Raw genomic sequence first — 11292 nt, 5'->3', positions numbered from 1 at the left:
GGGTGGCCGAGGGGGTCGGCTTCGGCGTCGGGCTGGGGCTGAGCGAGGGCGAGGGCGAAGGCGAGACGGCCCGGTCCAGGGACCGCGAAGCGCGGTCGTCGTCGACGGCCCGCTCGGCCAGCGCCTCGGCCACGGGTTCCCGCGCGGCGTCGGCGTCCTCGCGCGTGCCGGCGAACGCGGCCACGCCGAGGCAGCAGGTCACGCCGGTGGCGAGCGCGACCCGGACGGGGGTCGAGGCGAGCAGGGCCCGGCCGCGGCGACGCTGCCGTTCCGCAGCGCGATGACGGCCGGTCGTCCGTTCGGTCGAGGCGGGGTCGTCCGAGCGGGTGGCCGGTCGATCCTGGGTCAGCTTCTGGTCGAGAGGGTCGTCGGGGTGCACCCGCCGAGGCTAGAAAAGCGAGCGCGTCTTGCCATCGGCCTGGTTGGTGGCGTGCGCCACAATTTGCGCCGATCTGCGGGCCGATTATCCCCGACGGCTCATCAAAGCCGCCAATCGCTCTTGTCGACTCTTTCGCATATATCCGATTAGGGGTTGGTAATCGGGTGGAGAATCGATCGCGGGCTCCGGCGCCGGGCTGGCGTCGGGCCTCCACCGAACGGTGGAGGCCGCCGTGGGTCACCCGACCGACCGCCCGTCGGCCCCCGAGGTGACGGCGCAGGCCGTGCCGGCGGCGGTGGTGCAGGTCGGACCGGCGGCGGTGGTGCAGGTCGGACCGGCGGCGGTGGTGTCGGAGCTGTCCCGCGCCGCAGGGCCCGCCGACGGGTCGGTCAGTGCCGGCCGTTCTCCGCCGGGGTGACGGTGAGCCGGTGCCGGCTGCCGTCGCCGCTGGAGAAGGGCCACAGCCGGTCCGCGTGCTCCACCAGCTCGGCCAGCTGTTGCCGGCTCAGCCCCGCCGACGAGATGGAGGCGTGCACGTCGGCCCGGTACCGGCCGTCGTCGTCGCGCCCGAGCTTCGCCTCCGCGCGTACCTGCACGGTGTGCGCCTCGTCGGTGATCTCGCCCGCCGCCTCCACCGCCGCGTGGTGCAGGCAGGACGCGAAGGCGGCGGCGAGCAGTTGCTCCGGGGTCAGCCCCGAGCAGTGCGGCGCCAGTGGGGACGCCAGGGCCGTGGACAGGCTCCCGTCGTCGGTGCGTACGTGGCCGCCCTCGGCGGTCGCGGTGGCCGTCTCGTTCAGCCAGGAGCTCGATTCCGGCATCGCGTTCCTCCCGTCGCTCACCCGCCCGGCTACCCGGCCCCCGGACGGTGAAACGCGGGCGACCGGTGGGCGGCCTGAAGGACGCCGGACGGAAGCGGCCCCACGACGCCGGCCTGGCCGGACCGCGAAAGGAGGCCCAGCCGGCCCGCCCGGGGCCCCGGGAGGAGGCTCAGCCGGCGCGGTCGGGCTGCGGAAGGAGGCTCAGCCGGCCTGGGTGGACCAGTCGGGTACGGGAGCCGCCTCGGTCGCCTCGGCCGCCGCCCGCTCGGTCCACGGCGACATCGACCCGACGCGCTGTCGCGGCGCCGTGGGCTGCTGTAGCGGCACGTACACGCGGGCGTCCACCGCCTCCGCCAGCAGCAGGGCCGCCATCAGGCTGGACGGCCGGTCGGCCGGGTCGTCGGCCAGGCAGCTCGCGCACAGGTCGGCCACCTCCGGCGGCAGCCCCTCGATCTCCGGCAGCGGCAGCGGCGGTTGCCGCAGGCGCGCGCCGAGCAGCTGGGTCGGAGTCGTGCTGCCCGCCTGGTACGGCAGCCGCCCTGTCAGGCAGTAGTAGAGCAGGACGCCGAGGGCGTACATGTCGGCGGCGGGGGTGACGGGTGCCCGTTCCAGCTGCTCCGGCGCGAGGTAGGCGGGCGTGCCGACCACCATCCCCTCCGGTGACCGGTCCGGGGTGCCGGACGGGGTGGCGATGCCGAAGTCGAGCACCTTCACGCCGGCCGGGGTCAGGATCACGTTCGCCGGCTTGACGTCGCGGTGCACGATGCCGTGCGCGTGCGCCGCGGCCAGCGCGGCGCTCACCTCGGCGCAGACCCGTACGGCGATGCGCCAGTCCAGCGGTCCGGCCCGCAGGTGCGCGGCCAGCGTCTCGCCCTCGGCCAGTTCCATGACGATGTAGGGCACCTGGCCCTCGGGGCCCGTCCCGCAGGTGCCGAAGTCGTGCACGGAGGCCACGTTCGGGTGCACCAGCCGGGCGGCGGAGCGGGCCTCCGCGCGGATGCGCTCCACAGAGGTGTCCTGGCCCTCCTGCCCCGGGGACATCACCTTTACCGCGACCGGCCGGTCCAGCACCGCGTCGTGGGCCCGCCAGACCTCCGACATGCCGCCGATGCCGATGCGCTGTTCGAGCCGGTATCGCCCGTCCAGCGTTCTCATCGACCGCTCCCTGCTCTTCCTGGCCCGTCCCTCGACAGGTCCCCAGGGCAGCGGTACCCGAGCTCCGATCAGGGCAAACCGCTGCCGGATCCGGGCGGGGCCGCTCACTGCTGCGGTAGCTTGCGAGCCAGGGCCGCTGTCGGGGCGGCACTGCGGGAAGGCGGGCGCGCGGATGAGCGAGGTGACCGTACGCTTCGTCGGCGGCCCGGCCCACGACCTGGTCCGGTCGGTGCCCGCCGAGCCGGACGGCTCCCCGCCGGCGCACTGGATCCTTCGGCACCCCGACGGCGCCGGGCCGGCCACGGCCGGCGGACCGGACCACCTCTACCAGCGCGAGCAGCCCACCGGCGGCGGCACCTGGACGATGCGCTTCGTGCACACCTACCCGGTGGGCATGACCGAGTGAGCTCGCCCGTCGCCCGTCGGACGGGGCGGCCAGCGGGCGTGGCCGGGCCACCACGGCGACGACGACCACCGCCACGTCCCGGGCGCCCGGCGGCCCGGCGGTGGACGGGTCGGCCGGCACACAGCGGGGGCACAGGTGGCGCACAAGCCGGGCACAGCGGCCCGGCGCACGATGGGGGCCATGGTGACGGACGGGCAGGTCGGGGCGGGCCGGGTCGAGCTGCGCCGCCCCGACGGGGAGCCGGTGCGGGTGCTGGTGGTCGACGACGAGCCGACCCTGGCCGACCTGCTGTCGATGGCGTTGCGCTACGAAGGCTGGCAGGTGCGTACGGCGGGCGACGGCACGTCGGCGCTGAACGCGGCGCGGCAGTTCCGGCCGGACGCCGTGGTGCTCGACGTGATGCTGCCCGACCTGGACGGCTTCCAGGTGCTGCGCCGGCTGCGTGAGCAGGCCCCGACGGTGCCGGTGCTCTTCCTGACGGCGCGGGACGCGGTGGAGGACCGGATCGCCGGGCTGACCGTCGGCGGCGACGACTACGTCACCAAGCCGTTCAGCCTGGAGGAGGTGATCGCCCGGCTGCGGGCGCTGCTGCGCCGCTCGGGCTTCGCCGTCGCCGCCCGCCCGGACGCGGTGCTCACCGTCGGCGACCTCAGCCTCGACGAGGACAGCCACGAGGTGCGCCGCGACGGCTGCCCCGTCACGCTCACCGCCACCGAGTTCGAGCTGCTGCGCTACCTGATGCGCAACCCGCGCCGGGTGCTCAGCAAGGCGCAGATCCTCGACCGGGTCTGGAACTACGACTTCGGCGGCCAGGCCAACGTGGTGGAGCTGTACATCTCGTACCTGCGGAAGAAGATCGACGCGGGCCGGAAGCCGATGATCCACACGTTGCGCGGCGCGGGGTATGTCCTCCGGCCGGCGGAGTGAGCGGGCCGCCGGCCGGCTGCGCCACCGGCTGGCCGGGGTGTCGCTGCGGACCCGCCTGGTGGTCACCCTGGTCGCCCTGCTGGCCCTGGTCAGCGTGGCCATTGGCGGGATCACCACGGTCGCGTTGCGGCAGTTCCTGATCGACCGGGTCGACGACCAGTTGACGCCGATGCGGACCGGTCCCGGTCGGGGCGTGCCGTCGCCCTTCGAGGCGCCACCCTTCGGGCCGGACGCCCGGATTCCCCGGGGGCTTCCGCCGGGGACCGTCGCCGCCGAGGTGGCCGACGGCCGGGTGGTCCGGGCCTGGACCCTCGCCGACCGGGAGGAACGCGCCGTCCCCGCCGGGGACCTGGCCGGCCTCGCGGACCTGCCCACGGACGGCCGCCCCCGCACCCGTGAGCTGGGCGAGCGCGGTGCCTACCGGGTGGTGGCGCGCCAGCTTCCGGGCGGGACCGTGCGGGTGCTCGGCCTGCCGCTGTCGGGCGTGTCGGAGACCGTCTGGTGGCTGGTCGCCGCGCAGGCCGGTGTGGCGACCGCGGGGCTGCTCGTCGCCGGCGGGGCCGGAGCCCTGATCGTGCGGGCGACCCTGCGCCCGCTGCGCCGGGTCGCCACCACCGCTGGCCGGGTCAGCGAGCTGCCCCTGGACCGCGGCGAGGTCGCGCTGTCGGTGCGGGTGCCGGCCGCCGACACCGACCCGCGCACCGAGGTGGGGCAGGTGGGCGCGGCGCTGAACCGGATGCTGGGGCACGTCGGCGCCGCGCTCGCCGCCCGCCAGGCCAGCGAGACCCGGGTACGCCAGTTCGTCGCCGACGCCAGCCACGAGCTGCGGACCCCGCTGGCGGCCATCCGGGGGTACGCCGAGGTCGCCCGGCGCGGCCGGGACGAGGTGCCGCCCGACGTGGCCCACGCGTTGCGCCGGGTCGAGTCCGAGAGCACCCGGATGACCCGCCTCGTCGACGACCTGCTGCTGCTCGCCCGGCTGGATTCGGGCCGGCCGCTCGTGGTCGAGCCGGTCGACCTGTCCGCGCTGGTGGTGGACGCGGTCGGCGACGCGCACGTGGCGGGGCCGGAGCACCGGTGGCGGCTCGACCTGCCGGACACCGTGGTCCGCGTCCCCGGCGACCCGGCCCGGCTGCACCAGGTGCTGGCGAACCTGCTGGCCAACGCCCGGGTGCACACCCCGCCCGGCACCACGGTCACCACCACCCTGCGAGTCGACGGCGACGTCGCCGTGCTCGGCGTCGCCGACGACGGGCCGGGCGTGCCGCCGGCGCTGCGGGCCGAGGTGTTCGAACGCTTCTCCCGGGGCGACAGCTCCCGGTCCCGGGCGCACGGCAGCACCGGCCTGGGCCTGGCGATCGTGGCCGCCGTGGTGGAGGCCCACCACGGCACGGTCGAGCTGGACGGTCGGCCCGGCCGGACGGTGTTCACCGTCCGGCTGCCGGGAGCCAGCTCCGGCGGGTGACCCGTGCCGGACCGGGCCACGGGCCGGCGCCGCGGCGACCGTCGGGCGGACCGGGCCACGGGCCGGCGCCGCGGTGACCGTCGGGCGGGCCGGACGGGCGACGGTCAGTCGGCCAGCAGTTCGGCGAGGGCCTGCCCGACACGCTCCGCGTGCCGCCCGTCGGGGTCCTCGTCTGCGTTGAAGTCGGTGACGCTCATCCCGATCAGCCGACCCGAGCGGACCAGCGGTCGGGCCAGCGCGACGAGGTCGGCCCAGTCCAGCCCGTCCGGCTCGGGATAGCTGACCGCCGGGAGTACCAGCGGGTCGAGCACGTCGAGGTCGAGGTGCAGCCAGGCCGGCGTCGTACCGGCGGCGAGATCCCGGCCCACCGCCGCGGCGTCGGCGCCCCGCAGCCGGGTGGCCGGCACCAGGTGGACGGCGGGGTCGATCCGGTAGGCCTCCTTCCCGTCCGTCGCGGCCCGGTCGAGCGGCCGGTGGCCGAGCAGGTGCACCTGGTCGGGGTCGACCAGCGGCCCCTCCCGGTCGAGCACTCCCGCCGGGCCGTGGTCGGTGACGATCGACAGGTCCATGTCCGCCGCCTCACCGGTGGGCGAGGTGCGGCCGTCCTCGAAGTCGAGGTGGGCGTCGAGGAACCACAGGTCGAAGCCGGCGGGCAGCCCCGCCAGGATGCCGGGCAGGATCGCGCAGTCGCCGCCGAGCACCAGCGGATGCCGTCCCGAGCCGATCAGCGTCGTCGTGCGGGCGGCGATCGCCCGGCCGGCGCGGCGCACCTGGTCGACGCCGATCACCCCGGTCTCCGGGTCCCGGACCGGGTCGGTGATCAGGGCGTCGACGGCGCCTGCGTCGGCCGCGCCCAGCCGGCCCAGCAGCCCGGCGGTCCGCAGCGCGGCGGGCGCCCGGTGCTCGCCCCGGCCGCGTCCGGAGGAGTCGAGGGGAGCGTCCAGCACCGACCATCGCACATCCGGAGGCTAGCCCGGCCGTGGCAGGCTGGGCGGCATGTACCGGGAACGTCCGGCCGGGTTTGCCGGCGCGGTGCTCTGGACCAGCGCCACGACGGCGGGCGCCGCACCGGCCAGGGTGCTCCCCGACGGCTGCCTCGACCTGCTCTGGTCGAGCCGCTGCGGGCTGACGGTGGCCGGGCCGGACCGCACCGCGCACCTGAGCGGCGGCGGGCCGCCGGAGCGCTGGGTGGGGCTGCGGCTGCCGTCGGGCACCGGACCGGCGGTGCTCGGCGTACCGGCCGTCGAGCTGCGCGACCGGCGGGTCCCCCTGGCGGAGCTGTGGGGCGACCGGGACGTCGCCCGGCTGGCCGAGCGGGCGGAGGCGGCCCCGGCCGACGTGCTGACGGAGATCGCCGTCCGGCGGCTGCGGGCGGCCGGCGGGCCCGATCCGATCGGCGCCCGGGTCACCGCCGCGTTGGCCGCCGGCGCCAGCGTGACCGCGACCGCCGCCGGGATCGGCCTCGATCCGCGCGCCCTGCACCGCCGGTGCCAGCACCTGTTCGGGTACGGCCCGAAGACCCTGGCCCGGATCCTGCGGATGGGGCGCGCGCTGGCGCTGGCCCGCGCCGGCACCCCGCTGGCAGAGGTGGCGGCCCGCTGCGGCTACGCCGACCAGGCCCACCTGACCCGCGACGTGCGGGACCTGGCCGGCGTGCCGCCCACCGCCCTGCTGAGCTGAACGCTCGGCGATCTTCCCGGCCGGGTGACCGCTGACGCTCCGCGCGTTCCCGGTGCGGTTCCGCGTGGATCCTCACCATCGACCACGAGGCCCGACGGGTCGGGTTTCCGGTGTCCGGCGGGGCCGGTCCGCGTTCAGCTCGCGGCGAGCGGGGCGAACAGGTCCACGCCGTTGCCGTCGGGGTCGAGCACCACCGCGTACCGCTGGCCCCAGTAGGCGTCCCACGGGGGCAGGTGACCCTCGTGGCCCTCGGCCACCAGCTCCGCGTAGAGCCGGTCCACCTCCGCCGGGTCGGCGCACAGGAAGGCGAGGCTGGCCCCGCCGCCGCCCCCGGGCTTCCAGCCGGGGTCGAACGCGCGGACGGTGTCGGCGGTGTCCCAGGCCAGCCGGATGCCGCCCGGCAGGGTGACCTCCACGTGCGGCGCGGTGTCGGCGTCGGCGGGAATGTCGAGGCCGAGCCGCCGGTAGAAGGCGAGGGAGCGGGACAGGTCGCTGCTGACCATGCCGATGAGATCGAGTCTGGGTGCCATGGCTCCCACCGTAGGGAGGCTCCCGGCGCCCGTCTTGAACGAAACGGACAACCGGGCGGAGTGTCGGGTGTGCCCCTCACGACCGGGACGATCGGCGTAGCGTGTCAGACAAGTCCGGCTTTACGGGCAAATCCCTCAAGGATCCTGCCCGCGTACGCCGAACATCGAGACGCGAGGAAAGGAGCGGTCGGTGGAACACCTGGCCTACCTGGACGCGGGGTCCGGCAGCCTGATCGTGCAGGCGGTGGTCGGCGGGGTGGCCGGCGCCGCGGTGGCGGCCAAGCTCTACTGGCGGCGACTGGTCGACCGGTTCCGCCGCCAGCCCACCGACCAGCGCTGACCCCGGCCGATGGCGAACTCCCGCACCGGCCTGCGCGCCGAGCCAGGCTCCTTCCGCGACCCCGCCAACCGGGTCTTCCACCTCGACGGCGACGTGCTGCGCGGGCTGGACGAGCAGGCCGCCGGGGAGTGGCGCGCGCTGACCGCCAGCGACTTCTTCCCGCCGCTGCTCGCCGCCGGCAAGGTGTGCGGCACCGAGGCGGTCGACTCGCCGGCCGTGCCGTCGGCCGACCGGTGGGCCGCCGTCCTGCGCCACGAGCGCATCCCGTTCGTCTCCCACCCGTACGAGTGGTCCTTCACCATGCTGCGCGACGCGGCGCTGCTGCACCTGGAGATCCTGCGCGCGGCCCTGCCGGCCGGGTTCACCACGAAGGACGGGTCGGCCTACAACCTCCAGTGGCGGGGCGCCGAACCCGTGTTCATCGACGTCGGCTCGTTCACCCCGGCCCGCGACGGCGAGCCCTGGGCCGGCTACCGGCAGTTCTGCCAGACGCTGCTCTACCCGCTGCTGCTCGACGCCCACCTCGGGCTGGACTTCCAACCCTGGCTGCGCGCCCGGGTCGACGGCATCGAGCCCGAGCAGATGCGCCGGCTGTTCGGCGGCGTCCGGCGGCTGCTGCCCGGCGTGCCCACCCACGTGCACCTGCACGACGCCATGCAGCGGCGCAACGCCCGGGCCAGCACCGCCGACGTCCGGTCCCAGCTGCGGGCCGCCGGCTACTCGCGGGAGCTGGCGCTGGCCACCGTACGCGGCATCGAGAAGCTCGTCCGGCGGCTGGAGCCCCGCCGTGCGGCCAGTCACTGGGTCGACTACCAGCGCACCTGCGCGTACACCGCCGACGACCGGGCCGCGAAGGAACGCTTCGTCGCCGAGGCGCTGGCCGACGGACCACGGCCCCGCCTGGCGCTGGACCTCGGCGCCAACGACGGCCGGTACGCCCGCCTCGCCGCCCGGCACGCCGACTACGTCGTCGCGGTCGAGCAGGACCCGGGCGTGGTGGACGGGCTCTACCGGGACCTGCGCGCGGCGGGGGAGCGGCGGATCCTGCCCCTGGTGATGGATCTCGCCGACCCGTCGCCCGGCGGCGGCTGGCGCGGCGTCGAGCGGGCCTCGTTCGCGGACCGGGTGGAGGCGGACGCGATCCTCGCCCTGGCCGTGGTGCACCACCTGGCGATCGGGCGCAACGTGCCGCTGCCCGAGGTGCTGGACTGGCTCGTCGGGCTCGCCGCCCCGGGCGCCCGGGTGGTGGTGGAGTTCGTCCACCCCGAGGACCCGATGGCCCGGCGGCTGCTGGCCAACAAGCCCGAGGGACTCTTCCCCGACTACCGGCCGGCCGAGTTCGAGCGGCTGCTCTCCGCGCGCTGCCGGATCGCGCGGCGACTCGACCTGCCCTCGGGTACCCGGACGCTCTACGCGGCGGTCGTGGGTGGCTGAGCCGGCGCCCCCGCCGGACCGCACGTGCGGCGACCCGCCGCCGGGCGACCCGCCGCCGGGCGACCCGCCGCCGGGCGACCGGCCGCCGGGCGACCGGGTGTCGGGTGACCGGCCGTCGGGCGAGCGGCTGTCGGGCGAGCCGTCGTCGGGCGACCGGGTTTCCGGAGGCCAGGTTGCCGGTGGTCGGCCGGGTGGCTGGCGTACCGAGTTGGGTCGGCTGGCCGAGGTGGCGGGGCTCGTCGGGCTCGTGGTCACCCAGCCGCTGCTGGACGTCCTCGGGCGCAGCCCCGACTTCTTCCTGTTCCACCGGGCCGACCGGGGGGAGATCATGCTGCTGGTGGCGTTGGTCGCGCTGGTGCCCACCGCCGCCGTCGCGCTGCCCGGCGCGCTGTCCCGCCTGGCCGGACGCACCGCCCGCTCGGCCACGCACACCCTGCTGGTCGGCCTGCTGCTCGCCGCGCTGGCCGTGCAGATCGGCCGGCACGGTACGCCGCTGCGGGGCGTACCGCTGCTGCTGCTCGCCGCGGTGGCCGGAGCCGCCGGGGCCGCCGCGCACCGGCGCTGGCGCGCGCCCGGGCGGATGCTGCGGCTCGCCGCGGCCGGGCCGCTGCTGTTCGTGGGGCTGTTCGTGTTCGCCTCGCCCACCTCCACGGTGGTACTGCCCCGGGGCGAGGGCGGCGCCGCCGGGGTGGCCGGGCCCGGCAACCACCCGCCGGTGGTCGTGCTGGTCCTCGACGAACTGCCGCTGGTCTCCCTGCTCGGCGCGGACGGGCGGATCGACGCCACCCGGTACCCGCACTTCGCGGAGCTGGCCGGCGGCTCCACCTGGTACCGCAACGCCACCGGCGTCAGCGGCTGGACGCCCTACGCGCTGCCGGCCATGCTCACCGGCCGCTACCCGCAGCGGGCGGCCGCGCCGCACTACTCGCAGTACCCGGACAACCTCTTCACCGCCCTCGGCGGCCTGTACGACGTCCGCGCCGAGGAGAGCATCACCCGGCTCTGCCCGCCCAGCCGCTGTGAGCAGCCGGTCAGCCCCGAGCAGGGGATGGGCGTGCTGATCCGCCAGGCCGGCGGGCTGCTGCGCCAGGTCACCGCCCCGGTCGACAGCCGAGTCGACCCGGAGGACTCGTACCGCGAGCAGACCCGCGCGGAGGCGGGCGTCGACGCCGCCGAGCCGGTGCCGGCGGACCCGAAGTTCCGCTGGGACAACCTCGACGACAACCAGCCGGCCCGGTTCACCAGCTTCCTCGCCGGGCTCCGGCCGGCGCCCCGGCCCACCCTGCACTTCCTGCACCTGCTGATGCCCCACTCGCCGTGGGCGTACCTGCCGTCGGGGGCGCGCTACGACGCGCCGCCGGACCTGCCGAACGACGGCGACGGCTGGGCCGAGCTGGCCCGCCGGCGGCACCTCGCGCAGCTCGGCTACACCGACCGGCTGATCGGGGAGACCCTGCGTACCCTGCGTTCCACCGGCCTCTACGACCAGGCCCTGCTGGTGGTCACCGCCGACCACGGCGTCAGCTTCACCCCCGGCGCCCAGGGCCGGGGCATGGGCGCCATCCGGACCGCCCCCGGCGAGGTCGCCTGGGTGCCGACGTTCGTCAAGGCACCGGGCCAGCGCGCCGGCCGGATCGACGACCGGAACTGGCAGCACGTCGACCTGCTCCCCACCATCGCCGACGAGGCGGCCATCCGGCTCCCGTGGCCCATCGACGGCCGGTCCGCCCGGCAGACCCCGCGCGCCGAGGCGGGCAAGGTCTTCTACGACCGCCCCGGCCAGCCGACCCCCGTCGCGGGCGGCGTGCCGGCCCCGATCGCGCCGCCCGCGCCCCACCCGCTGGTGGGCGCCGCCGTCGGCGACCGCCCGGCGGGCGGCACCGCCCGGGTCGCCGACCTGGCCGCGTTCGACGCCGTGGACCCGGACACCGGACGGCTGCCGGCCGTCGTCTGGGGCGACGTGCCCGACGACGTGCCCGACGGCACACCGCTGGCCATCGCCATCAACGGCCGGATCGGCGCGGTCGTCCCCGTGGTACCCCGCGACGCCGGCGGCCGCCGCTTCGCCGCCCTGCTCGCCGACGACCGCCTCTTCCATGCCGGCGCCAACCGCCTCACCGTCTACCGCGTAGCCCCCGACAACACCCTCCTCACCCTC

General features: G+C 76.3%; 12 protein-coding genes and 1 pseudogene. 8 read left to right on the top strand and 5 right to left on the bottom strand.

Annotated features, from left to right (window positions below):
• A pseudogene (locus tag F6X68_RS24725) lies at positions 1 to 379 on the bottom strand (hypothetical protein); the annotation flags it as partial.
• Between the two features lie 232 nt (positions 380 to 611).
• On the opposite strand from F6X68_RS24725, the gene F6X68_RS24720 reads away from it, so the two are divergent.
• Complete coding sequence (locus F6X68_RS24720) at positions 612 to 797, top strand: hypothetical protein (RefSeq protein ID WP_151456527.1); 186 nt, start codon at positions 612 to 614, stop codon at positions 795 to 797.
• Here the strand turns inward: F6X68_RS24720 and F6X68_RS24715 are convergent.
• Together F6X68_RS24715 and F6X68_RS24710 are read right to left on the bottom strand one after the other, a co-directional pair.
• Positions 769 to 1197 carry an OsmC family protein gene (locus tag F6X68_RS24715; protein WP_089000686.1) on the bottom strand — a complete coding sequence of 143 codons (429 nt, stop codon included), beginning with the start codon at positions 1195 to 1197 and terminating at the stop codon, positions 769 to 771. The genes F6X68_RS24720 and F6X68_RS24715 overlap by 29 nt on opposite strands.
• Before the next feature lie 201 nt (positions 1198 to 1398).
• Entirely contained in the window at positions 1399 to 2352 is a 954-nt protein-coding gene (locus F6X68_RS24710; protein WP_151456526.1) for a serine/threonine-protein kinase, read from the bottom strand.
• Positions 2353 to 2524: 172 nt separating this feature from the next.
• Here F6X68_RS24710 and F6X68_RS24705 point away from each other — a divergent pair, with 172 nt between their 5' ends.
• The 3 genes from F6X68_RS24705 (at position 2525) to F6X68_RS24695 (ending at position 5150) form a co-directional block, all read left to right on the top strand.
• Complete coding sequence (locus F6X68_RS24705; protein WP_151456525.1) at positions 2525 to 2758, top strand: hypothetical protein; 234 nt, start codon at positions 2525 to 2527, stop codon at positions 2756 to 2758.
• Positions 2759 to 2938: 180 nt separating this feature from the next.
• Positions 2939 to 3685 carry a response regulator transcription factor gene (locus F6X68_RS24700; RefSeq protein ID WP_151456524.1) on the top strand — a complete coding sequence of 249 codons (747 nt, stop codon included), beginning with the start codon at positions 2939 to 2941 and terminating at the stop codon, positions 3683 to 3685.
• 28 nt (positions 3686 to 3713) lie between these two features.
• Positions 3714 to 5150, top strand: a complete 1437-nt coding sequence (locus F6X68_RS24695; RefSeq protein WP_225852400.1) for a cell wall metabolism sensor histidine kinase WalK — start codon at positions 3714 to 3716, stop codon at positions 5148 to 5150.
• Between the two features lie 104 nt (positions 5151 to 5254).
• Here F6X68_RS24695 and F6X68_RS24690 read toward each other — a convergent pair whose 3' ends face one another.
• Entirely contained in the window at positions 5255 to 6109 is an 855-nt protein-coding gene (locus F6X68_RS24690) for an arginase family protein (RefSeq protein ID WP_151456522.1), read from the bottom strand.
• Positions 6110 to 6146: 37 nt separating this feature from the next.
• Between F6X68_RS24690 and F6X68_RS24685 the strand changes: the two genes are divergently transcribed.
• Positions 6147 to 6830: a helix-turn-helix transcriptional regulator gene (locus tag F6X68_RS24685; RefSeq protein WP_151456521.1), complete on the top strand. Its 684-nt coding sequence runs from the start codon at positions 6147 to 6149 to the stop codon at positions 6828 to 6830.
• Between the two features lie 134 nt (positions 6831 to 6964).
• Here the strand turns inward: F6X68_RS24685 and F6X68_RS24680 are convergent, their stop codons facing one another.
• Positions 6965 to 7360, bottom strand: a complete 396-nt coding sequence (locus F6X68_RS24680; RefSeq protein WP_151456520.1) for a VOC family protein — start codon at positions 7358 to 7360, stop codon at positions 6965 to 6967.
• A 190-nt stretch (positions 7361 to 7550) separates the two neighbouring features.
• Between F6X68_RS24680 and F6X68_RS33655 the strand changes: the two genes are divergently transcribed.
• From F6X68_RS33655 to F6X68_RS24670, 3 genes are all read left to right on the top strand, one after another.
• Positions 7551 to 7700, top strand: coding sequence for a hypothetical protein (locus F6X68_RS33655; RefSeq protein WP_165947858.1), 150 nt, complete (start codon positions 7551 to 7553; stop codon positions 7698 to 7700).
• A gap of 9 nt (positions 7701 to 7709) precedes the next feature.
• Positions 7710 to 9134: a class I SAM-dependent methyltransferase gene (locus F6X68_RS24675; RefSeq protein ID WP_151456519.1), complete on the top strand. Its 1425-nt coding sequence runs from the start codon at positions 7710 to 7712 to the stop codon at positions 9132 to 9134.
• A gap of 97 nt (positions 9135 to 9231) precedes the next feature.
• On the top strand, positions 9232 to 11292 hold a 2061-nt coding region (locus tag F6X68_RS24670; RefSeq protein WP_370518981.1), incomplete at its 3' end, for a sulfatase-like hydrolase/transferase.

The sequence above is a fragment of the Micromonospora sp. AMSO12t genome, assembly GCF_008806585.1.
In the GTDB taxonomy this organism is placed as follows: Bacteria; Actinomycetota; Actinomycetes; order Mycobacteriales; family Micromonosporaceae; genus Micromonospora; species Micromonospora reichwaldensis.
The sequence above is the reverse complement of the archived record's forward strand: the minus strand, read 5'-3'. Positions and strand labels throughout refer to the sequence as shown.